The 23,345-nt window shown below is 71.4% G+C and carries 25 protein-coding genes and 2 pseudogenes; 11 read left to right on the top strand and 16 right to left on the bottom strand.

Features of this window, described 5'->3' with window-relative positions; genetic code table 11:
- Positions 1–100 precede the first annotated feature (100 nt).
- Entirely contained in the window at positions 101–532 is a 432-nt protein-coding gene (locus IE118_RS07745) for an FxLYD domain-containing protein (RefSeq protein WP_189556757.1), read from the top strand.
- A 126-nt stretch (positions 533–658) separates the two neighbouring features.
- Here IE118_RS07745 and IE118_RS07740 read toward each other — a convergent pair whose 3' ends face one another.
- The 3 genes from IE118_RS07740 to IE118_RS07730 all read right to left on the bottom strand — a co-directional run bounded on the left by IE118_RS07740 (position 659) and on the right by IE118_RS07730 (position 2,775).
- Positions 659–1,105 carry a GNAT family N-acetyltransferase gene (locus tag IE118_RS07740; RefSeq protein WP_189556755.1) on the bottom strand — a complete coding sequence of 149 codons (447 nt, stop codon included), beginning with the start codon at positions 1,103–1,105 and terminating at the stop codon, positions 659–661.
- Positions 1,106–1,238: 133 nt separating this feature from the next.
- Positions 1,239–2,108, bottom strand: a complete 870-nt coding sequence (locus tag IE118_RS07735; RefSeq protein ID WP_189556753.1) for an AraC family transcriptional regulator — start codon at positions 2,106–2,108, stop codon at positions 1,239–1,241.
- A gap of 382 nt (positions 2,109–2,490) precedes the next feature.
- Positions 2,491–2,775 carry a hypothetical protein gene (locus IE118_RS07730; RefSeq protein ID WP_189556752.1) on the bottom strand — a complete coding sequence of 95 codons (285 nt, stop codon included), beginning with the start codon at positions 2,773–2,775 and terminating at the stop codon, positions 2,491–2,493.
- A gap of 202 nt (positions 2,776–2,977) precedes the next feature.
- Here IE118_RS07730 and IE118_RS07725 point away from each other — a divergent pair, with 202 nt between their 5' ends.
- Entirely contained in the window at positions 2,978–3,562 is a 585-nt protein-coding gene (locus tag IE118_RS07725; RefSeq protein ID WP_189556750.1) for a YdeI/OmpD-associated family protein, read from the top strand.
- A 60-nt stretch (positions 3,563–3,622) separates the two neighbouring features.
- On the opposite strand, the gene IE118_RS07720 is transcribed toward IE118_RS07725, so the two are convergent.
- Entirely contained in the window at positions 3,623–4,180 is a 558-nt protein-coding gene (locus IE118_RS07720) for a TetR/AcrR family transcriptional regulator (protein WP_189556748.1), read from the bottom strand.
- Positions 4,181–4,441: 261 nt separating this feature from the next.
- Here IE118_RS07720 and IE118_RS07715 point away from each other — a divergent pair, with 261 nt between their 5' ends.
- Together IE118_RS07715 and IE118_RS07710 are read left to right on the top strand one after the other, a co-directional pair.
- Positions 4,442–5,314 (top strand): SGNH/GDSL hydrolase family protein, encoded by an 873-nt coding sequence (locus tag IE118_RS07715; protein WP_189556746.1) that lies wholly within the window; start codon positions 4,442–4,444, stop codon positions 5,312–5,314.
- Between the two features lie 257 nt (positions 5,315–5,571).
- Positions 5,572–6,126, top strand: a complete 555-nt coding sequence (locus tag IE118_RS07710; RefSeq protein ID WP_229846699.1) for a lytic transglycosylase domain-containing protein — start codon at positions 5,572–5,574, stop codon at positions 6,124–6,126.
- Between the two features lie 60 nt (positions 6,127–6,186).
- Here IE118_RS07710 and tnpA read toward each other — a convergent pair.
- Positions 6,187–6,629, bottom strand: a pseudogene (gene tnpA, locus IE118_RS07705) (IS200/IS605 family transposase).
- A 75-nt stretch (positions 6,630–6,704) separates the two neighbouring features.
- Here tnpA and IE118_RS07700 point away from each other — a divergent pair.
- Complete coding sequence (locus IE118_RS07700) at positions 6,705–7,979, top strand: RNA-guided endonuclease InsQ/TnpB family protein (protein WP_189556742.1); 1,275 nt, start codon at positions 6,705–6,707, stop codon at positions 7,977–7,979.
- 13 nt (positions 7,980–7,992) lie between these two features.
- Positions 7,993–8,835: a phosphotransferase gene (locus IE118_RS07695; RefSeq protein WP_189556740.1), complete on the top strand. Its 843-nt coding sequence runs from the start codon at positions 7,993–7,995 to the stop codon at positions 8,833–8,835.
- A 159-nt stretch (positions 8,836–8,994) separates the two neighbouring features.
- Here the strand turns inward: IE118_RS07695 and IE118_RS07690 are convergent, their stop codons facing one another.
- From IE118_RS07690 to IE118_RS07680, 3 genes are all read right to left on the bottom strand, one after another.
- Positions 8,995–9,162, bottom strand: a complete 168-nt coding sequence (locus IE118_RS07690; RefSeq protein WP_189556739.1) for a hypothetical protein — start codon at positions 9,160–9,162, stop codon at positions 8,995–8,997.
- Between the two features lie 131 nt (positions 9,163–9,293).
- Positions 9,294–9,587, bottom strand: a complete 294-nt coding sequence (locus IE118_RS07685) for a hypothetical protein (protein WP_189556737.1) — start codon at positions 9,585–9,587, stop codon at positions 9,294–9,296.
- Between the two features lie 88 nt (positions 9,588–9,675).
- On the bottom strand, positions 9,676–11,502 hold the full coding sequence (locus tag IE118_RS07680) for a glycoside hydrolase family 3 protein (RefSeq protein WP_189556735.1): 1,827 nt from the start codon (positions 11,500–11,502) through the stop codon (positions 9,676–9,678).
- A 351-nt stretch (positions 11,503–11,853) separates the two neighbouring features.
- Between IE118_RS07680 and IE118_RS07675 the strand changes: the two genes are divergently transcribed.
- Entirely contained in the window at positions 11,854–13,500 is a 1,647-nt protein-coding gene (locus IE118_RS07675; protein WP_189556733.1) for a TlrC/CarA/OleB/SrmB family ABC-F type ribosomal protection protein, read from the top strand.
- A 45-nt stretch (positions 13,501–13,545) separates the two neighbouring features.
- Here the strand turns inward: IE118_RS07675 and IE118_RS07670 are convergent, their stop codons facing one another.
- From IE118_RS07670 to IE118_RS07660, 3 genes are all read right to left on the bottom strand, one after another.
- Positions 13,546–14,163, bottom strand: coding sequence for a DUF1707 SHOCT-like domain-containing protein (locus tag IE118_RS07670; protein ID WP_189556731.1), 618 nt, complete (start codon positions 14,161–14,163; stop codon positions 13,546–13,548).
- A 189-nt stretch (positions 14,164–14,352) separates the two neighbouring features.
- Positions 14,353–15,168, bottom strand: a complete 816-nt coding sequence (locus tag IE118_RS07665) for an SGNH/GDSL hydrolase family protein (protein WP_189556729.1) — start codon at positions 15,166–15,168, stop codon at positions 14,353–14,355.
- On the bottom strand, positions 15,155–15,724 hold the full coding sequence (locus IE118_RS07660; protein WP_189556727.1) for a PadR family transcriptional regulator: 570 nt from the start codon (positions 15,722–15,724) through the stop codon (positions 15,155–15,157). The genes IE118_RS07665 and IE118_RS07660 overlap by 14 nt, the downstream gene beginning before the upstream one ends.
- A 189-nt stretch (positions 15,725–15,913) precedes the next feature.
- Between IE118_RS07660 and IE118_RS07655 the strand changes: the two genes are divergently transcribed.
- Together IE118_RS07655 and IE118_RS07650 are read left to right on the top strand one after the other, a co-directional pair.
- The gene (locus tag IE118_RS07655; RefSeq protein ID WP_189556725.1) at positions 15,914–16,123 is read left to right on the top strand and encodes a hypervirulence associated TUDOR domain-containing protein; all 210 of its coding nucleotides are present in this window, start codon (positions 15,914–15,916) and stop codon (positions 16,121–16,123) included.
- A 55-nt stretch (positions 16,124–16,178) separates the two neighbouring features.
- Positions 16,179–16,706: a DUF488 domain-containing protein gene (locus tag IE118_RS07650; protein ID WP_189556723.1), complete on the top strand. Its 528-nt coding sequence runs from the start codon at positions 16,179–16,181 to the stop codon at positions 16,704–16,706.
- A gap of 25 nt (positions 16,707–16,731) precedes the next feature.
- Here IE118_RS07650 and IE118_RS07645 read toward each other — a convergent pair whose 3' ends face one another.
- The 4 genes and pseudogenes from IE118_RS07645 to IE118_RS33965 all read right to left on the bottom strand — a co-directional run.
- Positions 16,732–17,385, bottom strand: a complete 654-nt coding sequence (locus IE118_RS07645; RefSeq protein ID WP_189556721.1) for a hypothetical protein — start codon at positions 17,383–17,385, stop codon at positions 16,732–16,734.
- 119 nt (positions 17,386–17,504) lie between these two features.
- Entirely contained in the window at positions 17,505–17,750 is a 246-nt protein-coding gene (locus IE118_RS07640) for a hypothetical protein (protein ID WP_189556719.1), read from the bottom strand.
- Positions 17,751–17,860: 110 nt separating this feature from the next.
- Complete coding sequence (locus IE118_RS07635; RefSeq protein WP_229846698.1) at positions 17,861–18,121, bottom strand: DUF6199 family natural product biosynthesis protein; 261 nt, start codon at positions 18,119–18,121, stop codon at positions 17,861–17,863.
- 25 nt (positions 18,122–18,146) lie between these two features.
- Positions 18,147–18,327, bottom strand: a pseudogene (locus IE118_RS33965) (XRE family transcriptional regulator); the annotation flags it as partial.
- A gap of 292 nt (positions 18,328–18,619) precedes the next feature.
- Here IE118_RS33965 and IE118_RS07630 point away from each other — a divergent pair.
- Positions 18,620–19,102 carry an SRPBCC family protein gene (locus IE118_RS07630; protein WP_189556717.1) on the top strand — a complete coding sequence of 161 codons (483 nt, stop codon included), beginning with the start codon at positions 18,620–18,622 and terminating at the stop codon, positions 19,100–19,102.
- On the opposite strand, the gene IE118_RS07625 is transcribed toward IE118_RS07630, so the two are convergent.
- Positions 19,096–19,809: a S1 family peptidase gene (locus tag IE118_RS07625; RefSeq protein WP_189556715.1), complete on the bottom strand. Its 714-nt coding sequence runs from the start codon at positions 19,807–19,809 to the stop codon at positions 19,096–19,098. The two genes, IE118_RS07630 and IE118_RS07625, sit on opposite strands and share 7 nt — an antisense overlap.
- Positions 19,810–20,017: 208 nt before the next feature.
- Here IE118_RS07625 and IE118_RS07620 point away from each other — a divergent pair, with 208 nt between their 5' ends.
- Positions 20,018–23,302: a GH92 family glycosyl hydrolase gene (locus tag IE118_RS07620; RefSeq protein WP_189556713.1), complete on the top strand. Its 3,285-nt coding sequence runs from the start codon at positions 20,018–20,020 to the stop codon at positions 23,300–23,302.
- The last annotated feature ends 43 nt before the right edge of the window (positions 23,303–23,345 follow it).

Genomic DNA, 23,345 nt, shown 5'->3' with positions numbered 1-23,345 from the left:
GGGGGTTGCCTCGGTCGGGCGATTACCGACGGTTCGTCGATTATGCGTCGTTCGACACCATTACGTTCTGGTACTTCCTGATCGCTTGGGGAAGGACGTCATGCGAAAGATCTGGCTGGTTGCGGCCGGTGCGGTGTTGCTGGTGGGTGGGGTCGCCGTCGGGTGTGACGGAGGGACGTCGTCCAGCGGCGCGGGTGAGACGTCCGCGGCGAAGGGCTCGGACAAGTCGGGGGCTGCGGCCTCGAAGGCGAACGAGCCCGAGGACGACGTCGAGCTGACGAAGTGCGGGACGGACGACTCGGGGATGTTCCCACAGGCCGAGTTGACGGTGACGAACCGCAGTTCCAAGACGAGCAATTACCTAATCTCCGTCGAGTTCACCGACGAGGCCGGCACTCGCAAGGGGGAGGGCACCGCGGCGCTCAACAACCTCGCGCCGGACCAGAGGGCGGAGGAGAAGGCGGTCGGCCTGTCGGACGCGCCGTCCGGCCTGAAGTGCAAGATCACGAAGGTCACCCGGTACGCGTCCTGACCGCACCGACCGGGCGGGGAGGGACAGACGGTCCCGGCTGGAGAACACGCAGCCGGGACCGTCGGCAATTCGGCGGTCAAGCGCCGCAGTTCACGGTGGGCCCGATGTCGGGACCGTGCCGTGCGGTCACGCCAGACGCAGGTCGATCCACGGCACCGTGTCGCCCTCGCGCAGCAGATAGCGTTCCAGCTCGACGAAGCCGTGCTGTTCGGCGAAGCGCAGACCGTCCGGGTTGGAGGCCAGCACCACCGTCTCGACGACCTGGGCGCCCAGCGCGCGCGCCTGTCCCAAGGCCCGCTCGTAGAGCCGGGCGCCGAGGCCGCGGCGACGGAACTCGGGCAGGACACGGGCGATGACCGTGGCGGTGGCGCCGTTGTCCGTGGTGGGCGGGCGCACGGTGGTGCAGCCGATCAGGACGCCGTCCAGGTAGGCGACCTCCATGCGGTTGCGGCCCGTGCGGGCGCGAACGTCGTCGAGGGACAGCACGTCACCGGGGATGATCAGGTTGTGGATGTACTGCCAGTCGCGGATCGAGACGTCGTCGTCCACCACGTGGATGCGAAGGTCGGTCACCGGCCCAGCAAACACGTCCCCGCCACGGCTCGTCAATCGAAATAGGTGTCGGCAGGAGCGCAGGTCACGGCGCTGTCCGGCGGGGTGCGGCCGTCGGGACGGGAGTGCTCGCCGGCTGCTCGGACGGGGCGGATCACGCGGGTTCGACGGGCAGCCACAACGCGCAGGTAGCGGTACTGAAGTCGTCCGCGCGCTCCAGGATCGCGACGATCGAGGGGCCCGGCCGCAGCCGCCACGGGTTGGAGGGGAACCAATCGGTCGCGGTCGCCGCCCAGGTCGTCTGCAGGGCCTGGGGATGCGGCCCGCTGGTACGGAAGACCGCCCACATGCCGGCGGGAAGCTCGATCGCGTCGAGCCCGTCCGGGACCGCCGTGTCCTGGCCGAGGGCGACTCCGTGGAGGTAGGTGAGTGCGCTGCCCTCCGCGGCGTCGGGGTCGAGGCCGTCGCTGACCTGCAGCAGGCCCGCCGGTTCGGTGTCGCTCAGGGCCTTCAGCCGCAGGTGCTCCTCCGGCGGCAACGCGGCGATGTGCTGCTGGATGTGCGGGTTGACGCCCTCGTGAATGAGCGGAACCCGGGTCGCGTGTCCCACCAGCCGGAATGCGGGCCGGTCGACGAGGCGGGTGTCCATGGGGATGTTCCCTTCGACGGTCAGGCGGAACCTGAGCTGCGGTTGTGTGCGCAGGGGGCCTCCGTCGCGGCGCACGTCACCGGGGCCGGCGCCGTGGACCGCTCGGAACGCGCGTCCGAACGCCTCGCTGGAGCCGTAGCCGTACCGGACGGCGATGCCCAGCAGGTCCTCTCCGCCCCGGACGACGTCGGCGGCGGCCACGGTCATGCGCCGGCGCCGCACGTACTCCGACAGCGGCATACCGGCCAGCGAGGAGAACATCCGGCGCAGGTGGTACTCGGTGGTGCCGAGCCCCTTGGCCAACCCGTCGACGTCGAGCTCCTCGGCGAGGTGCTCCTCGACGAGTTCGACGAGTCGGTTGAGTGCCGAGATCATGAGGCCCCCTTTCGACTCCCACCCTGGCAGTGGGCACCCGGGCCGTACCCGATCGTTGCGGTTCGATCCGGTCATGCGTCCGGACCGGCGCTGAGGGAGACGGGTCGACAGGGCCGTGGGCCGCTCCTCGACGGTCGTTCCGGTCCGGGAGAGCGGGAGTGGCAGGAATGGCAGGAGCCGCGCCCGTCGTCGAACGCGGTGAGGAGGGTTTCCGCGTCTCCTGGTGCTCCGCCGGCTGCGGCGCCGCGTCCGCGAGGCAGACGGCCGGGGCAGGGCGGAGCAGGAGGCCGGACGGCTACAGCCCCGTCAGGGCCACTGCGGCCTCGTCAGGGCCACTGCCTCGTCGGGAGCGTCCCGCACGGCTTGTCCCGGTCGTGCGCCGTCACGCGGAAGCCACCACCTCGCCGGCCATGACCTCGGGAGGGTTGGGAAGCAGTGAGGCGAGGTTGTCCCGCACGAAGCCCGCCGCCCGCAGGATCGACTCCTCGACCCCGGCCCGGTCCTGGAACACGCTGGTCGAGATCATCACGTCGTCGCCGGCGTCGATCCAGTAGTAGGCCACGAAGCCGGGGACTTGGCGCATGAGCGGTACGAACCCCTCGTTGACCAGCCGCGCCGCCTCGGCCGCATCAGTCACGCCTTCGTACCGCCGGACTGCTGCGTACATCCTCATGCTCCTCACGGCGTGCCGGGTTCGTCCTCGCCGAGACGTCGTACCCCCGCGGCGTGGGTCCGGATCACCAGGGGTTCCGCCATCACCTGAAGGGCCACCTCGCGTCATCCGAACGGCGGCCCCGCCGAGACGTCCGGGCCCGGCGCCCGGTCCGGTCCGGCTGAACCTTCATGCGGGCCGGGCTAGCCTGACCGGCATGGAGGAGTTCAACGGGGTGGAGATCGTCGCGTTCCCGGATGCCGCGGCCTTCGAGGGCTGGCTGGCCGAGCACCACACGCGCCGGGAGGGCGTGTGGGTCAAGGTGGCCAAGAAGGCGTCGGGGATCGCGTCGGTCACGGAGGACGAACTCGTCGACGTGGGTCTCTGCTGGGGCTGGATCTCCGGGCAACGTCGTGGTGGGGACGACCGGTACTACCTTCAGAAGTACGGGCCGCGGCGGCCGAGGAGCCTGTGGTCGCGCGTGAACGTCGAGAAGGTCGCGGCGCTGGCGGCGGCGAACCGCATGCGGGAGCCCGGGCTCGCCGAGGTCCGGCGGGCGCAGGAGGACGGCCGCTGGGACCGGGCCTACGCGTCGCAGGCGACCGCTGTCGTGCCGGACGACCTGGCCGAGGCGCTCGCGGCGGATCCGGCGGCGCGTGCGGCGTTCGACGCGCTCGACAGGACCGCCCGCTACCTGGTGATGCTCCCGCTGCTGCAGGCGGCGACGCCGGAGACGCGGCGGACGCGGCTGGAGCGGGCGGTACGGGACCTGGTGAAGGGGCGGCGGGACGGGGAAGGGTGAGCGTCCCCGTCCCGGAGGCGCCGGGCCGGGGCACGGTGCGGTGTTCCGGCCGTGACGGCGTCAGGAGGTCCGGGGAGTCAGTACCTCCTGGAGGAGCGCGCCGTACCGTGACACCAGTTCCGTGCGGTCCATGCGGAGCAGCCCTTCGTCCCCGGCCACCCACAGTGCGTACAGCAGACCCCCCGCCAGGGCGGCCGCCATGCGCGCGCGGACGTCGGCGTCGGGGCAGGACAGGCGGCGGCGCAGGGGTGCGACGAAGAGACGCTCGTGCGTGTCGCGCAGACGTTCGTGGATGTGCGGTTCGTTGCTGCCGTGCACCAGCGCCAGGAAGACCCCGCGCGCGGATCCGCCGAGTTCGACGAGAAGGCCGGCGAGGCGCTCCCCGAGGCGCTCCAGTGGGACGTCGAGCAGGGGCTCGTCGTCGATCGTCAGGTGCATGGTCTCCAGGAACAGGAGTTCCTTGCTCCTGAAGTGACGGATCACCAGCGCGGGGTCCGTGTCGGCAGCCGCCGCGATCTGGCGGACGGTGGTCCTGGAGTAGCCCCTGGCCCGGAAGAGCCGGGTCGCGGCCGAGTGGATGGCCTCGCGGGTCGTGGCGCCGGAGCCGGTCTGCAGCATGCGGGACAGGATAGGGGCCCCGGCGCCGCGCGATCCCGGGTGCGCGCGGCCGCGGAGGCGGGTCGGGGCCTTGCGTGAGCATTTCAAGAAGTTCGGTCAACAATGTTGACGCCCGGTCGGGGGGCCTGCACATTACTTGACGGTAGAACCGTTCAGTAACCGCGCAGCCCGACCCACTCCCCCGTCAGCACCACTCCGCTCCCGCTGTCGGCTGCCCTGCCGGCTGCCGCCCCACAGCTCCGCCCCCAGGAGAGGGACCACATGCCGAAGCACGCCACCCGTAATGTCATGGCCACGTCATTCGCACTGGCCGGTGCGCTCGCCCTCAGCCTCACGGGCGGTGCCGCCCACGCCACCGCGCCACCGGAGTACGTCGCCCTCGGCGACAGCTACAGCGCCGGTTCCGGCGTGCTGCCCGTGGATCCCACCAACCTGCTGTGCCTGCGCTCCACCGCGAACTACCCCCACGTGATCGCAGCCCGGACAGGCGCCCGGTTGAAGGACGTGACCTGCGGCGCCGCCCAGACGAAGGACTTCACCGCATCGCAATACCCCGGGGTCGCGCCCCAGGTGGACGCCCTCAGCGCGGAGACCGACCTGGTGACGCTGACGATCGGCGGCAACGACAACGGCACCTTCATCAACGCCATCACCGCCTGCGGCACCGCGGGTGTCCTCACCGGAGGCAAGGGCAACCCGTGCGAGAAGGCGTACGGCACCTCCTTCACCGACCAGATCGAGACGAACACCTACCCCGCGCTGAAGAACGCCCTGCGGGCGGTACGCGCCAAGGCGCCCAACGCCCGGGTGGCGGTCCTGGGTTACCCCTGGATCACACCGGCCGCAGCCGACCCGTCCTGCTTCGTGAAGCTGCCGGTCGCCGCCGGTGACGTGCCCTACCTGCGCGCCATACAGACCCACCTGAACGCGGCGGTCGAGCGCGCCAGCAAGGAGACCGGCGCGACCTACGTGGACTTCTCGCGAGTCTCCGAGGGCCACGACGCGTGCAAAGCCGCCGGCACCCGCTGGATCGAACCGCTGCTCTTCGGCGGCAGCCTGGTACCCGTCCATCCCAACGCCCTCGGAGAGCGGCGCATGGCCGAGCACACCATGAGCGTCCTCGGCCTGGGCTGACGGCGGCAGCGGGAGAGCCCACCGAGGGAACCGGACCGGAGGGAGACACGGGGCGAACGGCCCCGGCCGTCCTCGTCAGCGTCGCGAGGGTGAGCGCCGGCCCCGGTGGGCCGGCGCTCGCCCTCGTTCGCCACGGGCCGGGAATGCGGCGGGGAGACGGGGGCACGTGCACCTCACAATCGTTCAGGACGGTGGGAGGGTGATCGATCGCCATGGCCGAACCATCCATGCCGGCGGCGCGACACGGGACGCGAACCGTGGACCGTGAAGACGCCCGGAAGCCTCCTCTGCGTCCCGGCGAGTACACGCCGGCCGACTACGCCGAGGTCGTGGTGCGCCATGCCCGGGAGGCCGGCGTCTCCCCCCTGCTCGTGATGACCGTCCTCCACAACGAGGCCTACAAGCCCCACCATCCCCTGCTGGAGCGGCTGTGGCAGTGGTGGAAGCCCGGGGCGTCGTTCGGCGTGGCCAACATGCACCGGGCGACGTTCGAGCAGGTCCGGCGGACGCACGGCTTGCCGGGGCGGTGGCAGGACCTGCGCGACGACCCCGCGTTCGCCATCCGCGCGGCTGCCCTGCACCTGAAGGACCTCGACCGGAGCCTGCCCCCGCGGCACGTACGCCGCTACACCCGCGAGGAACTCCTCGCCCTCGGGTACAACACGGGTGAACGCAACATGCGCGCCTTCGCCCGGGGCGTCCCGCCGGGACCCATGGCACGGTCGTACCTGCGCCGCTTCCGCACCAACCGGCGGCTCGCCGCCGAATCCCTGGCCGACGACGGCCGGCCGAGTCCCCCGGTCACCGGCTGAATGATGTTCACGAGACCATCGAAGGGCGCTTACCGGGTTCCTTGCAGAAAGCCCCGGCGTTCACGCCAGGGATGAACGCATCTCATGAGCGCTTTGACGTGCGCTTTGAAGCAAACATTGTTGCTGCTCGATGTACTGACGGATGATCGCCAACGGCGCCCGCCGCACGACGCGGAGAAGTAGGAGGGCGACCACAGGTGCCCATGCGTGGTGGCGGGATTGATCCGGCCGGTGAATTCTCCCCCCAGCCTTCGGCCGGGAGGTGCCCCCAGCCGTATCCGGCGGGCGGAGACGCCTTTGAGGCTGTTGACCAGCTTGGAGACGGCGGCCTTCGGCGGGTAGTTGATCAGCAGGTGGACGTGATCGCGTCCGCCGTTGAACTCCTTCAGCTCTGCCTCGAAGTCCTTGCAGACCTTGCGCATGATCTCTTCGCAGCGTGTCAGCACCTCGTCGTTCAACACTCCACGCCGGTGCTTCGTCACGAAGACCAAGTGCGCGTGCATCGCCGAAACAACGTGTATGCCCCGCCTGTAATCGTTCTGCCCGTCCAAGAGACCAATTTCAGTATGATCTTGGTCGTGCAGCTCCGCTACAACTACCGGGCCTATCCGGACGCCGCACAGCGCTGTGCGCTGGCGAGCGCGTTCGGGTGCGCCCGCGTGGTGTGGAACGACTGCCTGCGCGACCGGAAACAAGCGCACGCGGCAGGGCTGCCGTATGTGAAGTCGGCGGAGCTGTCCCGGCTTCGCATCACCCAGGCCAAGCGCACCACCGAGCGCGCCTGGCTCGCCGACGTCTCCGCGGTCGTCCTGCAACAGTCCCTGCGGGACCTCGACACCGCCTACAAGAACTTCTTCGACGGCCTCAGGGGCAAGCGGGCCGGCCGCAAGGTGGGCCCGCCCCGGTACAAGTCGAAGAAGGACACCCGGCAGTCGGTCCGCCTCAACACCAACGCCTTCCGCCTGAAGGACGACGGCACGGTCTACGTGGCCAAGGTCGGCAACCTCAAGGTCACGTGGTCGCGCAGGCTTCCGGCCGCCCCCACATCCCTGACCGTCACCAGGGACAGTGCGGGCCGGTACTTCCTCAGCTTCGTCGTGGACACCGAGCCGGACGTCCTGCCCGAGGCGGAGACCGACGCCGGTATCGATCTCGGTCTGTCCGCCTTCGCCGTCCTGTCCGACGGCAGGAAGATTGACAGCCCGCGCTTCCTGCGCCGGGCGGAGAAGAAGCTCAAGCGCCTCCAGCGGGAGCTGTCCCGCAAGCAGAAGGGGTCGAAGAACCGGGCCAAGGCCCGCATCAAGGTCGCACGCCAGCACGCCAAGGTGGCCGACCGGCGCCGGGACTTCCACCACAAGGCATCCACACAGATCATCCGCGACAACCAAGCGGTGTATGTGGAGGACCTCGCGGTGTCCGGTCTCGGCCGTACCCGGCTCGCCAAGTCCGTGCACGACGCGGGATGGTCCGCGTTCCTACGGATGCTGGAGTACAAGGCGGCTCTGCACGGCCGCACCTTCGCCAAGGTGGACCGGGCTTTCCCCTCGTCTCAGGTCTGCTCGGCCTGCGGGTTCCGGGACGGCCCGAAGCCACTCCACGTCCGGGAATGGGCGTGCGGCGCATGTGGCACCGTGCACGACCGCGACCACAACGCGGCCCGCAACGTCCTCTTCGAAGGACGCCGTATCGTCGCCGCCGGGCGGACGGCGACGCTAAACGCCTGTGGAGCGCCGGTAAGACGGGCACCCGTGTCCGCACAGCGCGGTGAAGCAGGAAGCCCCCGGAAGGACCAGCCGACCCAGGCCGGAATCTCTGGAGCACGTCAACTACCCGGACGCGTGTGTATCCGGTGATGAGGGGAGCGGCATGGAGCCGTTGGAGCTCGGACGGGCGATCGAGGCGGGGCGGGCGGCCGTGTCGGAGGCGGGCCTCCAGGTCGATGAGGCGATCATCATCCACGACTCGGACCGTGTCGCGCTGCGTCTGATGCCCTGCGATGTCCTGGCCCGGGTCGCGCCGCCGGGGCATCTGGCCGACTCCGAGTTCGAGGTGGAGGTCGCTCGCCGTCTCTCCGGGGTCGGCGCCCCGGTGGCCGGGCTCGATCCCCGGGTCGAGCCCCGGGTCCGGGTACGGGACGGCTTCGCCGTCTCGCTGTGGACCTACTACGAACCGGTGGGTGCGGAGGTCGCGCCGGCCGACTACGCGGACGTGTTCCTGCGGCACCACGCGGCCCTGCGCCGGATCGAGGTGGACGCACCGCACTTCACCGATCGCGTCGCCTCGGCACTGAGAGAGGTGAACGACCCTGAGCGCTCCCCCGAGTTGTCCGAACCCGACCGGGTGTTCCTCAGTGGGACACTCAGCGGGCTGAGCGCCTCGATCAGCGCGGAGCACGCGTGCGATCAGCTGTTGCACGGGGAGCCGCATCCGGGCAATCTCCTGAACACGAGCGGAGGGCCGCTCTTCGTGGACCTCGCCACCTGCTGCCGTGGGCCCGTCGAGTTCGACCTCGCCCATGCGCCCGAGGAAGTGGGCCGGCACTACGCGGGAGCCGACCAGGACCTGATGGACCGGTGCCGTGCCCTGAACTGGGCGTTGTTCTCCGCCTGGCGCTGGCGCCGGGACGACCACATGCCTGATCGGGAGCGCTGGAGAGTGGAAGGGCTCCACCGGGTCCGTACCGCTCTCGACCGCTGCGGCCGGGACTGAGCGGGTAGCGGCGGCGGAGTCGCGCCGTTCCGGTGCGCTGCGTCGTGCGCGGTGGGGCTCGCCCGGGCCGATGTGCGGCGCGCACGGCACCGGTTACGGCGGGAACATGCCTTCGCGGGCCGGTGACGGGGCGTCACCGGACCCGCGAGGGACGTGGGATCAGCGTCTGCGGGACACGCCGCTGCCGATTCCGGCCACGTGCAGGGCGAGAGCCATGAGCCCCAGCAGCATCACGTTCGTCGAAGAGAACACATCGTTGGTGCTGATGTCGGCCGCGTTGATCAGGAACGACACGAAGAACAGCACCGCAGCGACTATGCCGAGCATGGAATGAGCTCCTCTCAAGGGGGTGAAGCCCGTATGCCCGGTCATCGCCTCCGTAGACGTACGACGGCCTCTTCGGTACCGCCCGGCCTGTCCGGGGAGGGCGGGGCGGTACCGAAGAGGCCGGCAGGTGTTCAGGCGTGTGCGCGGCGGGTGCCGACCGTCTTCCGCGGTGCGGCATGGTGCGCGGGTTCGTGCGAGACGGCGGCCCGGAGACGTTGCAGCCACACGGACGACATGAGCAGGAGGCTGGTGAAGACGGCCAGGAGGAGGGCGGACACCCACATCTGCCGGCTTCCGGGCAGTTGCCAGCCCGTCCAGGCGGTCAGCGCCGCCCAGAGCACGGCGCCTCCCAGGTAGAAGGCGCGGACCCGGCTCAGCTGCCGCACGGCCCGCAGGGACATGACGCGTTCAGTCTTCGATGCCATGCCGCCCCGTGTACCCCGGTACCCACCGTTCAGCGGCACGGTTTTCCGCTCCGGTGGTTCCCCTCACCGGGGTGCGGGGACATGCGGGTCAGTCGTCGTACGACAGGCCGTGCCCGGAGCGGAAGAGGACCCGGGTCGGGTCGTCGGCCCGCTGGACGGGCACCGGGAGCCTGCCGCGCGGATCGACCCGGCCGGTGATCACCCGCGCGGCGGCGCGCAGTTCGACCTCGGTCCAGCAGTAGGAGACCAGCGAGGCGGGGACGTCGCCGAGGTGGGCGATGTCGTAGGGGTTGCGCACGGCGAGGTGGACGACGGGGACCCCCGTCGCGAGCAGCCGCGAGACCAGGGTGCGCTGGGTGCTGGTGGGGCCGACGTTGTCCGTGGTGACCACCACCGCGTCCCGTCCCCGGGCGGCGGCCACGGCCTCGTCGATCTTCGCCGCGTCGGGTGCCCGGCCGGTGGCGAGGTGGGTGGTGTGGTATCCCAGTTCGCCGAAGGCCTTGGCCAGCTCGGGTACGGAGGTGCGGGTGTCGTCCGTCGGGAAGGCCGGACTGGCGCCGACGACGAGCAGCTTCCTCTGTCCGCGGCGGAGCGGGAGCGCCCCGTTGCTGTTGACCAGCAGGGTGGTGGTGCGGTCGGCGATCCGCGCGGCGGCGCGCTGGTGCGCGCGGGCGCCGACGACCCGGTCGACCTCCTTCGGGGAGACGTACGGACTGCCGTCGAACAAGCCGGCCTTGTCCTTGACGCGCAGGATGCGCAGGACGGACTCGTCGAGCCGGTCCTCGGTGATCTCCCCGCTGCGGACGGCCGTCAGGACACCGTTGTAGGCGACGTCGATGTCCGGCGGGAACAGCAACTGGTCGGCGCCGGCCTTGAGGGCGAGGACGGGCACGCGGTCGTCGCCGTACTTGGTGCGCACGCCGGCCATGTTGAGGGCGTCGGTGACGATGACGCCGTCGAAGCCGAGCTCGCCGCGCAGGACGCCCTGGAGGATGGCGGGCGACAGGGTGGCCGGTTCGTTGCTGGGATCGAGCGCGGGCACCTGGAGGTGGGCGGTCATGATCGAGTCGACGCCGGCGGCGATCGCGGCCTTGAAGGGCGGGGCGTCGATACGGTCCCACTCCTCGCGCGTGTGGGTGATCACGGGCAGTCCGGTGTGGCTGTCCTGCGCGGTGTCCCCGTGACCCGGGAAGTGCTTGGCGCAGGCGACGACGCCGGCCTGCTGATAACCCGTCACCTGCGCCGCCACCATGCGACCGACCTCGCGGGCGTCGGCGCCGAAGGAGCGGACGTTGATGATGGGGTTGGCCGGATTGACGTTGACGTCGGCGACCGGGGCGAAGTTCTGGTGGATGCCCAGGGCGGCGAGTTCGGTACCCGATATCCGTCCGGCGGTGCGGGCGTCGGAGAGTGAGCGGCCCGCGCCGAGCGCCATCGCACCCGGCAGCTGGGTGGCGCCGCTGCCGATGCGGACGTTGACCCCGTGCTCCTGGTCGATGGAGATGAGGGACGGGACGGGAACGGGCAGGGACATCGAGGCCCGTTGCACCCCGTTGGTCAAGTCCGCTATCTGGCGGGGGTCGCGGATGTTGTTGGTCCAGCCGAAGAAGTAGATGACGCCGCCGACGTGGTACTTGGCGATGAGCTCCGCCACGGTGCGGACGCCGAGTTCCCTGAGGTTGCGCTCCTGGTCGAACTGGCTGGGAGAAGTCGCGGACGCACCGTAGAAATACGGCACGAAGAGCTGGCCGATCTTCGCCTCGACGCTCATCCTCGAGATGATCTTCTTGAGGTGGCGGTCGCGCTGGCGCGCTGCCGCCGGGGTGGCCGCCACGCCCACGACGCCCACCGCGCTCGCAGCGGCCACGGTCGCGGAGGCGAGGACGGTTCGTCGGGACAGACTCCGGTCCTGCATGCGGACATGCTCCTTCCAGCCTTGCTATCAAGGGAGTTGAAGGAAACGTGCAGTGCTCCGAACAGCGGGAAACGTAGCCCGGGCATCCCGGACAGGGCAAGAGGTCTAGACAAAATAGGTCTAGACGAAGGGGCGGGCACCCACTCCTCACGGCGGTCCGACACGCGAGGCGAGACGTATCGTCTTGTCAAACCGTACGTGGTGTCGTAACGTCCTCCGTATGGGTTCCCTGTGAGATCACCGGCGCCGAACGCGTAGAGCACCGCTCCGCCTTCGCCGCGCCTCGCCGTGCAGCCGACCACCCCCGTTCCCGTGCGGGCCGAAGACCCGCGCGACCAGGAGGGACCCCACGTGCACACCTCACAACTCACCCTCAGCCACGTCACCAAGCGCTACCCCGGCCGAACCGTCCTCGACCAGGTCTCCCTCACGCTGAAGCCGGGCGAGAAGGCAGGGCTGATCGGTGACAACGGCGCCGGCAAGTCCACCCTTCTCAAGCTCGTGGCAGGCGTGGAGCGTCCCGACAGCGGCGAGGTGACCGTGGCCGCAGCGGACGGCATCGGCTATCTGCCGCAGGCCATCCCGCTGCCCCCGACCGCCACCGTGCAGAACGCGGTGGACCTGGCCCTCGCGGACCTGCGTGCCCTGGAGGCGGAGGTGGGCCGGGCCGAGCAGGCGCTCGGTGACGGCGAGGACCCGGCGGCGCTCGCCGCGTACGCCGATCTCCTCGGGCGCTACGAGGCCCGCGGCGGTTACGACGCCGACCACCGGGTGGACGTCGCGCTGCACCACCTCGGCCTGCCCGCTCTCCCCCGCGAGCGCCGGCTCGGCACCCTTTCCGGCGGCGAACGCTCCCGCCTCGCCCTGGCGGGGGTCCTCGCCGGCCGCCCGGAACTGCTGCTCCTGGACGAGCCGACGAACGACCTGGACGATCAGGCCGTGGAGTGGCTGGAGGCACAACTGCGCGCGCACCGCGGCACGGTGCTCGCCGTCACCCACGACCGCGTTTTCCTGGAACGGCTGACCACCACGGTCTTGGAGGCCGAGGCGGGGAAGGTCACCCGCTACGGCGACGGCTATCACGGCTACCGCATGGCGAAGGCGGCGGAGCGCCGGCGCCGGCTGCGGGAATACGAGGACTGGCAGTCGGAGATGGCACGCAACGAGCGGCTGGCGGCGGGCCACGCGGTCCGCCTCGACGCCATCCCGCGCAAGGCGTCGCCGGCCAACTTCGGTCACGGCGGCTTCCGGGCGCGCGGCCGGGCGCACGGCGCGATGGCCCGCATCCGCAACGCCCGCGAGCGGGTCGAGCGACTGACCACGAACCCGGTGACACCCCCGCCGGATCCGCTGGCCTTCGCGGCGCGCATCGAGACCGCAACGGCTGTCGTGGAGAACACCGGGGCTTCCGCGGAGGCCCCCGCCGTGCGGCTGGCGGACGTACGCGTGGGCGACCGCCTGCACCTGGGTGCCCTCACCCTCGGCCGCAACGGCCGGCTGCTCGTCACCGGTCCCAACGGCGCCGGCAAGACGACGCTGCTGAAGCTGCTCGCCGGTGAACTGCGGCCCGACGAGGGCTCGGTGCGGGTGCCGGGCCGGGTGGGCCATCTGCGGCAGGACGGGACACCGTGGCCGCCGGACCTGACGGTGGCGGAGGCGTTCGGACTGGGCCGCGTGGGCTCCGCCGGCGAGCACGCGGATGCCCTGTTGTCCCTCGGCCTCTTCCGCCCGGCCGAACTGGGCCTGCGCATGAGCGAGTTGTCGTACGGGCAACGCCGTCGCACGGACCTGGCACGACTGGTCTCGGAGCCCGCGGACCTCCTGCTGCTCGACGAGCCGACGAACCACCTGTCACCGGCGCTGGTCGAAGAGCTGGAGCGGGCGCTGCCCGCATTCCCGGGGGCGATCGTGCTGGTCACTCACGACCGCGCACTCCGGGCACGGTTCCGGGGGGAACACGTGCACCTGCCGGACACAGCGCGGGTGCGGAGGGCGTAGCGGTCGGCTGTGCCCACTCCCGCACCGGCTCGGTCGGGCAGCGTCCTATCCCTGCGCCGGGTTGGCCTGCAGCTTGCGTCGCTCCCGGCGGTTGGGGTGGCGGATGACCACTCCCGCCATGCCACCGGAGCCGGTGAGCCGGATCAACGGAGTCCCGGGAAGCCGGTCGGGAGTGGTCTTGTCGGTCAGGCCGCCGAAGCCCGGGTCCATGCCGCTGGTGTCCGCCGTCCAGCCGTCGGGGATGACGACGGTGACACCGGCGGTCTCCCCGTGCGCCTCCACCAGGATCTCCTCGAGGCGGCACTCGGCCCGGGTGAAGTCGAGTCTCACACCCCCCACGCCTCCGTGAGCGATCACGTGCCCGGGGACGTCCCAGCGCCCGGGGCCTCTGGACGTGCCGTACAAGCCGCCTTTGAGCAGGAGAGGCGGCCGGCTCCCGGGTCCTGGCACTTCCGGCAGGTCGGCGGTCAGGGGGGTCAACTCGGCGTGGGTCCTGGCCTTCAGTGCCTGCTCCAGGCGCGCGTCCAGCTCCTCGAAGTCGATGCGGCCCTCGGCCGCCGCGTCGCGCAGCCGCTCCACCACCGCTTCCCGGTCGTCGTGGGAGGCACGGAGCGCTCCCGGGGGTGCGGGGCGCGGCGAGGGTTCCGGAGACTGGGCAGTCATCGTCACAGCATAGGCAGCCGACGGACTGAGGGGTTCGCCAGGAGAGCAGTTCCCAGGGCGATGCGCGGGGACAGCGAGCGGAGGACGCGCCGCCCGCTCTGCCGTCGCCGGACACGTGGCCGGTGGCCACGGCGCCGGGGGCGTCAGGTCGCGGGTCGTGTGCGTTCCCGTGTCCGGTCGTACGCGCGGTCAGTGCGCGTCGGCCTTCGGCGAGGGGCTGTCGTCCGTCCGGACGGGGAGGAGCGCGGGACGCTTGGCGGTGCGCCCGTCTCCCGAGGAACGGCCCGTCAGGCGCCGGACGAGCCAGGGGCCCAGGAAGCCCGCGGCCCAGCGGAGTTCGCCCGCGACGAGGAGCCGGCCGGTGATCGTGGGGGCCGGGGGCAGGGGGTGGGTCCAGGTGTCGTCGCTGCCGGGCAGGCGGAGGGCATGGGCGAGGGCGGCGGCGATCCGCTGGTGGCCGAGCGGGCCCGCGTGGAGGCGGTCGGAACTCCACAGGCGGACGTCGCCCGCCACCGGGTGGAGCGCCGTCTCGGCGACGGTGACCCCGTGGCGGCGGGCGGCCTCGCGGATGCGCTCGTTCAGCGCCGTGACACGCGGGACCAGGGGGCGTGCGAGGGGGCTGATACGGGCGGGGTCCGGGATGGTGATCGTGGCCACGTGGGCGCCCTGGGCGGTGAGCGCGGCGAACATGGCCTCCAGGTGGGCGGCGACCTCGTCCGCGTCGAATCGGGGTCGCAGCAGGTCGTTGACGCCGGCGACCACGGTGGCCAGGTCGGGTCGCAGGGCGAGGGCGGGCGTCAGCTGTTCGGCGTGAATCTGACCGGCGAGCCGGCCCCGCACGGCCAGGTTGGCGTACTGGAGGGAGGGTTCGTGTCGTGCGAGGTGTTCGGCGAGGCGGTCGGCGAAGCCCCGCACGCCGGTGATGTCGTCGCCGTCACCGAGGCCCTCGGTCTGACTGTCCCCCAGGGCGACGTAGCGCAGGTACGCGGCGTCAGTGCCGGGCATGGAGCTGCCGCCTCTCCTCCAGGACGGCGATCGTGCGTACGCACCAGTCGCGGTTCTCCTGCTCGAAGGCCACGCCGCGCAGGCAGGTCAGGTAGGGGCCGACACGGTCGCCGTGGCGCAGGAACTCCTCCTCCGTACGGTCGCCGCGCAGGCGGCGCAGCAGTGAGCGGAAGAGGTCGATCTTGGCCTGGGCCATCTGGGCGCGTTCGGTGAGCTCGGTGAGGAGCGCGGCCGTGTCGACCCGGTCGGCTGCCTGGACCTTGACCAGCAGGTCGTCGCGGACGAAGGACGGCTTGGTGGCGGCTGCGGTGAAGGTCTCCAGCTCCGCGAGCCCGGCGTCGGTCACCTGGAACAGCCGTTTGTTCGGACGGCTTTCCTGCACCACCTCCCGGCCCGCGATCAGTCCTTCCCTCTCCAGCCGGGTCAGTTCGGCGTAGAGCTGTTGCGGCTGGGCGTACCAGAAGTTGGCCACACCGACGTCGAAGGCCTTGGCCAGCTGGTACCCGCTGAGTTCACCGTCCAGCAGCGCCGCCAGTACGGCGTGCCGTAGTGCCATGGGACTTCCTCCTCGGTGCGCGGCCTGCCCTGCCGGCCACCATCATAGTCATGAAAATGACTAGTCAGATAGATGACTAGAGGGCGCCGCCGGTGGTTGGGGATCGCGGCCGGGGATACCCGGCACGACACGATCGCGGTGGTGCGTCCCGGTGGGGGCGCGGCCGGACGGGAGAGCGGGAGGAACCGCATGCCGGAGCAGTTCGCCGTCGGGGACCATGTGCGCTGGAACTCCGAGGCCGGACACGTCGAGGGTGTGATCGTCGCGAAGCACACGCGCGACGTGCGGTACAAGGGGCACACCCGGCGCTGCTCGGCCGAGGATCCCCAGTACGAGATCAAGAGCGACAGGACGGACCACGTGGCGATGCACAAGGGGGGAGCACTGACGAAGCTGTGAGCGGCAGCGGTGACGGGTACGGGTGTCGCGTCGCGCCGAGTTCCGCGGGAGCGCCATGACGGACCGCGTCTTCACGATCGGCCACTCGACACGCGGCTTCGACGAGGTGCTCGGCATGCTGCGCGCGAACGGGGTCACCTGCCTGGTCGACGTCCGGTCGTTCCCGTCGTCCAGGAAGCACCCGCAGTGGAACCGGTCGGCCGTCGTCGACGCCCTGCCCTCCGACATCGGGTACCGCTGGATCCGTGAGCTGGGAGGACGCCGCCACACCCCCAAGGGTGTTCCGAGCGTCAACGGAGCATGGCAGGTCAAGGCCTTCCGTGACTACGCCGACTACATGGCCACCGAGGAGTTCGGGACGGGGCTGGCCGAACTCCGGGACCTGGCTCGGCACGAACGGCCCGCCATCATGTGCAGTGAGGCGGTGCCGTGGCGGTGCCATCGACGGCTGATCACGGATGCGCTGATCGTCCGCGGGGTCGAGGTCGCGCACATCATGTCGAGCACGTCGGTCAAGCCGGCCACCCTGTCCCCGCACGCGCGGGTCGACGACGGCTCCTTGACCTATCCCCCGCCCCCCTGAGCGTTCCGGTGCGGCTGTCCCCCGGTCAGCCGTCGAGGGCGGCCGAGGGCGAGTCCCCGTTCTGGGCCTGCCGGGCCCGCTCCGCGAGCACCGTGGCGAGCGCCCGGACACGGTCCTCGTCGATGCCGCCCTTGTCCGCCGAAGCCGCCTCGCTCCACAGCAGGGTCGTGCCGACCCGGGTCTGCGTCACCGCGCCGGGCTCGCCACGGAAGCCGGAGGTGCCGAAGCGGGCATCGCGCTGGTCGCCGATCGGGCCGAGTCCGAACGTCTTCGCCCCGGGCCCCGCCTTCTTGGCGTAGTGGCCGTCCCAGAGCACGTCGTAGGCGTCCCGGGCGGCCTGTTCGCTGTCGTAGGCGAGGACCAGGAAGGTGACGTGGGAGGCGTCGTCGGCGTGCCGGAAGGTCGAGGCGCCGTAGAAGCGGGAGTTCTCGCAGCCCGCGTTGCCCTCGACGGGGCAGGCCTGCCGACGGTAGAGGTCGTCCACCTCGACGGCTGTGGGCCGGGCGGTCTCCTTCCAGCCCGCCATGGCCTCACCGTCCGGCAGCGTCTCCCTCACCTGTTGCTTCGTGAGCGCCACCGCCTCGCCCTTCCCGGTGTCGTCGCCGGCGTCGCCGCCGCAACCGGTCAGGAGCAGTACCGCGGCGGCCGCCGCGCACCACCGGACGTTTCTCATGATCATGCCATCACCCCTCGGGCGGTGATCCTACGCGGACCGTCCGCACACGCAGGGAAACAGCGGGGCGGCCGGCCGGCGGCACGCCGGGGTTCCGTCGCCGTGCCGCCGGCCAGGGGGCCGCGTCAGCGTGGAGGTGTGCGGGTCCCGGTGTGTCGCCGTCGCGCGCTCCGGTTGGCGACCAGCAGGCACACCCAGACGAGGACCAGGGCGGCCGGCACCAGGACGCCGCCCGTGGACGCGCCGTCGGCCACCCGCCACACCAGCAGGCCCACGGCGGCGCCCAGCATGGGCCAGTAGATCCACGGACCCCATCGATTGCCCGGGGCGGTCCACGACGGCGGGACCCGACGGTCGGAGCGGCGCGGCATGTGCGTGACCCTTTCTCCCTCTGTCATCTTGTCGGCAGTCGGCCGTCGGGGGTTCCCGCCGGACGGCGCGAGGGGCGCCCCGGGTGCCGGCGGAGGCGGCACCCTCGCCGTCAGAGATTCCGGACGAGAATCCACGTGGCGACGGCCAGGAAGAGCACGCCGCTCACCCGCTGCATCGTGTATCCCCTGCGGGTGGGTTCGGTGGCTTCCGGGTTCTTCACCCAGCCGCGCTGGAGCCGGCTGTTCAGCCGCCAGATCAGCTGGGGACGCACGACTTGCACCAGACCCATGATCATGAGGACGGACATGATGGGGACGAGGGCAGGACTGCCGCCGTCGGACGAGGCCAGCGTCATCGCGTCATCAACCATGACACGCGGATTCCCTGACCGTGTCTCAGGAAACGGCCCACCGCGAGGCCCGGCGCGGGTCCGTGCGCACATGCGCGCGCACCCCTTGGAGTCCGAACAGCACGAGCGGTTCCACCACCCCGCCGTCCGAGCTGCCGACCCAGTGCGGCAACCGACGTGTCGAACTCGGCCGCCTCACCGGGTGACGACGTCAGGTCGCGCTCACCCGCGCTCACGGCGCAGGGCACGCAGCCGTGGTCCCACGGCGTCGAGAACGTCCTCGTCCGTCGTGCTGCCCATGGGCTCACCCTGACATGACCGCGGGATGCCCCGCCGGGGAGGAAACGGCACCGCGGGCCGGCGCCCTCGGCGAAGGCGCCGCTCGTACGGCCCCGTCCGGCTGGTCCCCCGGCCGGGACCCACGCCAGTCTGGAGGGACCGGGCCGCGGCCGGCCCGGTCGTCGTGGACCGCCCGGGCCCGGGGCGGTCCGCAGGTGCCGATCGGGAAGCGTGGTGACCGTGGCCCGGAACCGTCGTCTGATCCTCAGCTCACCCCCCGAGGTGTGGGCCCTGCTGTCCGACGGCCACCGGTACCAGGAGTGGGTGACCGGCACCCGGCGGATCCTCACCGCGGACCCGCACTGGCCCGCGGTGGGCGCACGGCTCCGGGTGCGCGTGGGCCTCGGCCCGCTGACCGTCGACGACACCTGCGTCGTGCGCATCTGCGAACCCGGGCGGCGTCTCGAGCTGGAAGCGAAGGCGGATCCGTTCGGCGCGGCCCGTATCGCCATGAAGCTCGTCCCGTGGGGCGAGCACACCTTGTTCCTCCTCGACTGGCACCCCCTGCGGGGCCCCGGAACCAGGATGCACGGGCTCCCGGTGGACTACGCGGTGTCCGTCCGCAACGGCATGATGCTCACCAAGCTCGCCCGCATCGCCGTGCGCGAGCACGAGGCACGAGCACGGCCCGGCGCACCCCAGGACACCCGGGCAGCTCAGTAGACGCTCAGACCGTAGGCCGCCAGCCACTCGGTGACCGGCTGGTAGTAGGTGTGGCCCCCCGAGGCGCAGTTCCCGCCGCTTCCGACGATGATGCCCAGAGCGGTACTGCCGGAGAAGGCCGGGCCGCCGGCGTCACCGGGCTCGGAACAGATGGTGGAGCGGAACAGGCCGTGGACGACTCCCCCGCCGTAGTTGACGGTGACGTTCACGGCCTGGACGGTCCCGCAGCGGTGTCCGGAGACCCGGCCGGCATGGCAGATCGACTGGCCGACGACCGGATGCGCCGCTCCCGTGATGTCGCGGACACCGGTGCCGGCGCCCAGGGAGATCTCGCCCGGGTGGGCGACCGCCGTGTTGGTGTACCGGATGCTCGCGTAGTCGTTGCCCGGGAAACTCACTCCCCCGGTGACGCCGACCGGGACGGTCAGGGCGGCGTCGGCGTACCAGGTACGGGCTCCCTGGGCGCACCGGCCCGGGAGAAGCGCGTACACCACCGTGCCGGAGCGGGCGTTGAAGCCCACGGTGCAGCGGGTGGTGGCGCTGTAGAGGGTGTCGCCCCCGCGCACCGCGACGGACGCCTGCCGCCCCGCTTCCTCCCCCGCGCGAGCGGCCGGGGCGAGGGCGGCGCACCAGCCGAGCAGCAGGACCAGGACGACTGTGACCCGGACGGCGACGCGCGGGTGGGTCTCGGAACGCTGGGGACTCACGGCGGCCTCCTTGGGGCATGCGCCTGCCATTGTGTGCGCCCCGGCCCCGGACGGTCAGCTCGGAAAACGGCCAACTTCCGGGCGCCGCAGGCCTCCAGCGGCCAGGTCCGTGACCTCTCGGGGAGGGCGTCGAAAGTGTTGACAACGATGTCAGGCGCGTGATCTAGTCCGCTTCCATCCAGCCAGGGTGGAACAGGAGACCCCTTCGATGCCCAGACCCTTCCGTCGATGGCGCGCCCGCGCGTCGACCGTCCTCGCCGCTCTGGTCGTCGCCGGCGGCGGCCTCGGCCCGGCGCCGGCCGCCGCCCAGGTTCCCTCGGCCGCCCCTCGACTCACGTCCCTGGTCAACCCGTTCATCGGCACGCAGAACTTCGGGAACACCTTTCCCGGCGCGAGTGCGCCCTTCGGCATGGTCCAGGTCAGCCCGGACACCGGCGGCCAGGGCGGCTACGACTACCAGCAGGACAGGATCCACGGCTTCAGCCAGACCCACCTTTCCGGCGTCGGCTGCTCCGTCATGGGCGAGCTTCCGCTGATGCCGACGACCGGAGCGGTCGACAGCGTCGACCCGGACGCCTACCGGTCGGCCTACTCGCACGACGACGAGGACGCCGAACCCGGCTATTACCGGGTCGGGTTGAAGACGTACGGCATCGACGCCGAGCTCACCGCCACACCCCGCACGGGCTGGCAGCGCTACACCTTCCCCTCTACCGACCGCGCCAACGTCCTGTTCAACACCGGCAAGGCCAACCAGAAGGTGTACGACTCGGAGGTGCACGTCGTCGGCGACCGGACGGTCGAGGGCCGGGTCGAGGCGGGCAACTTCTGCGCGGGCAAGGACCGGCACACCGTCCACTTCACGGCGACCTTCGACAGGCCGTTCACCTCGCACGGCACCTGGCGGGGCAGCACGCCGGCCCCCGGCGGGCGGGACGCGGCCGGTGAGGGCGGGAACGGCGCGTGGGTGACCTTCGACGCCGCAGCCGACCGTGACGTCGTCGTCAAGGTGGGGCTGTCCTACACGGGCATCGAGGGCGCGCGGAAGAACCTCGCGGCGGAGACGGACGACTCCTACGACTTCGACGCCACCCGCGCGGCGCTTCAGGCCACTTGGGAGCGGCAGCTCGCCGCCGTCAGGATCGGTGGCGGTCCCCCGGAGCGGCAGCGCGCCTTCTACACCGCGCTCTACCACGCGCAGTTGCACCCGAATCTCGCCGGGGACGTCGACGGCCGGTACGCGGGCTTCGACGGGAAGACGCACACGGCGTCCGGGTTCACGCCCTACCAGAACCTGTCGCTGTGGGACACGCACCGGCCGCAGAACCAACTGCTGCAGATGCTGCAGCCGAAGGTGGCCCGCGATGTCGCGCTGTCGGTCGTCGCGATCGGCCGGGACGGCGGCTGGCTGCCGCGCTGGTCGCTCGCCAACAGCGAGACCAACATCATGACCGGCGACCCGGTGACCCCCTTCCTCGTCGAGGCGTGGTCCAAGGGCCTGCTCGCGGGTCACGAGCGGGAGGCGTACGCGCTGCTCAGGAAGAACGCCCTCGGCGCGCCGCCCGACGGTTCCCCGTACAACGGCCGTGCGGGCATTGCCGCCTACCAGGAGCGCGGCTACATCCCCAGTGGGCTGGAACCGGGCAGGGACTGCCCTGACAAGGGGGGCGACAACGACTGCCGCCACCCCGCCTCGGCCACCCTGGAGTACGCGGCGGCGGACGCCTCGCTGGCCCTGATGGCCGAAGGGCTGGGGCACACCGCGGACGCCCGGGTGTTCGCGGCACGCGGCCAGTGGTACCGCAACCTGTGGGATTCCTCCCTCGGGCAGTTCCGGCCGCGCACGACCGACGGCACCTGGCTGACGCCGTACGACCCCGCGGAGGCGGGCCACCAGTTCCACGAGGGGGGCGCGTACCAATACCAGTGGCTGGTGCCGCAGGACCCGGCGGGGCTGGTGTCCCTGATGGGCGGCGAACGGGAGACGGAGAAGCGGCTCGACGCCTTCTTCGCCTACGACGAACTGCTCGAGGATCCGGCCGGCACCGCGCGCGAGGACTGGATCTCCGCACCGTACGACTACTACGGGAAGCCGACCTACAACCCGAACAACGAGCCCGATCTGCACGCCCCGTACATGTACTTGTGGGCCGGCGCGCCCGCCAAGACCGCGACCGTGGTCCGCGCCGCGATGACGCTCTTCACCGACGGGCCCGACGGCATGACCGGCAACGACGACCTGGGCACCATGTCGGCCTGGTACGTCTTCTCGTCCCTCGGCCTGTACCCGACGACGAACGGTGGCGACTTCCTCGCCCTGTCCAGCCCCCAGTTCCCGTCGGCGGTCATCCGCATCGGCGCGTACGGCGACCGGCAGGGCGGGACCCTGACCGTCAGGGCACCGGGCACCAGCGACGCCCGGCGCTACGTGCGGCAGGCGGAGTTCGACGGCAGAGAGCTGCGCGCCACCTGGCTGGGCTGGGACGCGGTCGCCAGGGGTGGCAGCCTCGCCTTCGACATGACCGGCGAGCCGTCGGCATGGGGTACGGGCAGGGGCGCGCAGCCGCCGTCCGTGAACGACGCGGCAGCCGACGCCCGCCGACGGCTCGACGCGTCGCTGCGCACCGGCTCCGAGGTCCTGCCGACGGCGGACAGCGCGCAGCGGGTCCGGCTGGAGCTGGACGTGCTGGGCCAGTCGCCCGGCACCCTGCGGGTGGATGTGGACGCGAAGGCTCCCGGCGGCTGGACGGTGCAGAAGCCCCGCCCCTTCTCGCTCGCGTCCCACCGGCTTCCCGTCCAGCGGACCACGGCGGTGGACGTGACCGTGCCGGCCGGAACCGCGCCGGGCTCGTACACCGTGCGGGTGACGGCGGCCGCGAAGGGTGTGAAGAGCGTGGAACGCGTCGCGACCGTCGAGGTGCGTGCCGCGGCCCGCTGCGCGGTGGACACCGGCGAGCAGTGTGCCGTGGACCTCGGCAGGGAGAGGAACCACGACGGCACGGCGACCGTCGCCGCCTCGGGCGAGGGCGACTTCGACGGGGCGGGGTGGAGTTACGACGGTGATCTGCTGCCCGCGGCGGGTCCGGTGGTCTGGGACGGCGTCACCCATCACGCTCCCGATCCGTCCGGGACGGCCGCGAACTTCGTCGAGGCCCGAGGTCAGGCCGTCCTGCTCCCGGCCGGATCGTACGGCTCGCTGCGCCTGGTCGCCGCGGCCCACCACGGCCCGGTGACGACCTCGCTCACCGTCCGCTACACCGACGGAACCGCCGCGGAGGTGCCGGTCACGGTGGGCGACTGGGCGGGAGCGGCGCCCGAGGGCGGTTCGGTGGCGCTGGAGATGCCGCACCGGATCAAGCGGGGCCACGGTGTGGACGGCCCGCCGGTGCGACTGTTCGGCGCGTCGGCTGCGCTCGACCCGTCGAAGACGGTTCGCTCCGTCGGGTTGCGGGACGATCCCCGGGTGCAGCTGTACGCGGTCACCCTCGAGTAGGCCGCAGCCTGCTCTCACCGCACTCGGGGGCGGCGCGACCGTG

Source organism: Streptomyces pilosus, assembly GCF_014649835.1.
GTDB classification, from domain to species: domain Bacteria; phylum Actinomycetota; class Actinomycetes; order Streptomycetales; family Streptomycetaceae; genus Streptomyces; species Streptomyces pilosus.
This window is presented reverse-complemented; position numbering and strand designations above follow the sequence as displayed.

What these genes read in the sequence shown, in the direction of transcription:
- IE118_RS07715 (WP_189556746.1), top strand. Translation starts at nt 4,442, where the DNA reads ATGCCGAAGCACGCCACCCGTAATGTCATGGCCACGTCATTCGCACTG.
- IE118_RS07650 (WP_189556723.1), top strand. Translation starts at nt 16,179, where the DNA reads ATGACGGACCGCGTCTTCACGATCGGCCACTCGACACGCGGCTTCGAC.
- IE118_RS07635 (WP_229846698.1), bottom strand. Translation starts at nt 18,121, where the DNA reads ATGGTTGATGACGCGATGACGCTGGCCTCGTCCGACGGCGGCAGTCCT.
- IE118_RS07660 (WP_189556727.1), bottom strand. Translation starts at nt 15,724, where the DNA reads ATGGCACTACGGCACGCCGTACTGGCGGCGCTGCTGGACGGTGAACTC.
- IE118_RS07665 (WP_189556729.1), bottom strand. Translation starts at nt 15,168, where the DNA reads ATGCCCGGCACTGACGCCGCGTACCTGCGCTACGTCGCCCTGGGGGAC.
- IE118_RS07640 (WP_189556719.1), bottom strand. Translation starts at nt 17,750, where the DNA reads ATGCCGCGCCGCTCCGACCGTCGGGTCCCGCCGTCGTGGACCGCCCCG.
- IE118_RS07695 (WP_189556740.1), top strand. Translation starts at nt 7,993, where the DNA reads ATGGAGCCGTTGGAGCTCGGACGGGCGATCGAGGCGGGGCGGGCGGCC.
- IE118_RS07725 (WP_189556750.1), top strand. Translation starts at nt 2,978, where the DNA reads ATGGAGGAGTTCAACGGGGTGGAGATCGTCGCGTTCCCGGATGCCGCG.
- IE118_RS07745 (WP_189556757.1), top strand. Translation starts at nt 101, where the DNA reads ATGCGAAAGATCTGGCTGGTTGCGGCCGGTGCGGTGTTGCTGGTGGGT.
- IE118_RS07620 (WP_189556713.1), top strand. Translation starts at nt 20,018, where the DNA reads ATGCCCAGACCCTTCCGTCGATGGCGCGCCCGCGCGTCGACCGTCCTC.
- IE118_RS07645 (WP_189556721.1), bottom strand. Translation starts at nt 17,385, where the DNA reads ATGATCATGAGAAACGTCCGGTGGTGCGCGGCGGCCGCCGCGGTACTG.
- IE118_RS07685 (WP_189556737.1), bottom strand. Translation starts at nt 9,587, where the DNA reads ATGGCATCGAAGACTGAACGCGTCATGTCCCTGCGGGCCGTGCGGCAG.
- IE118_RS07720 (WP_189556748.1), bottom strand. Translation starts at nt 4,180, where the DNA reads ATGCTGCAGACCGGCTCCGGCGCCACGACCCGCGAGGCCATCCACTCG.
- IE118_RS07690 (WP_189556739.1), bottom strand. Translation starts at nt 9,162, where the DNA reads ATGCTCGGCATAGTCGCTGCGGTGCTGTTCTTCGTGTCGTTCCTGATC.
- IE118_RS07680 (WP_189556735.1), bottom strand. Translation starts at nt 11,502, where the DNA reads ATGCAGGACCGGAGTCTGTCCCGACGAACCGTCCTCGCCTCCGCGACC.
- IE118_RS07730 (WP_189556752.1), bottom strand. Translation starts at nt 2,775, where the DNA reads ATGTACGCAGCAGTCCGGCGGTACGAAGGCGTGACTGATGCGGCCGAG.
- IE118_RS07655 (WP_189556725.1), top strand. Translation starts at nt 15,914, where the DNA reads ATGCCGGAGCAGTTCGCCGTCGGGGACCATGTGCGCTGGAACTCCGAG.
- IE118_RS07735 (WP_189556753.1), bottom strand. Translation starts at nt 2,108, where the DNA reads ATGATCTCGGCACTCAACCGACTCGTCGAACTCGTCGAGGAGCACCTC.
- IE118_RS07670 (WP_189556731.1), bottom strand. Translation starts at nt 14,163, where the DNA reads ATGACTGCCCAGTCTCCGGAACCCTCGCCGCGCCCCGCACCCCCGGGA.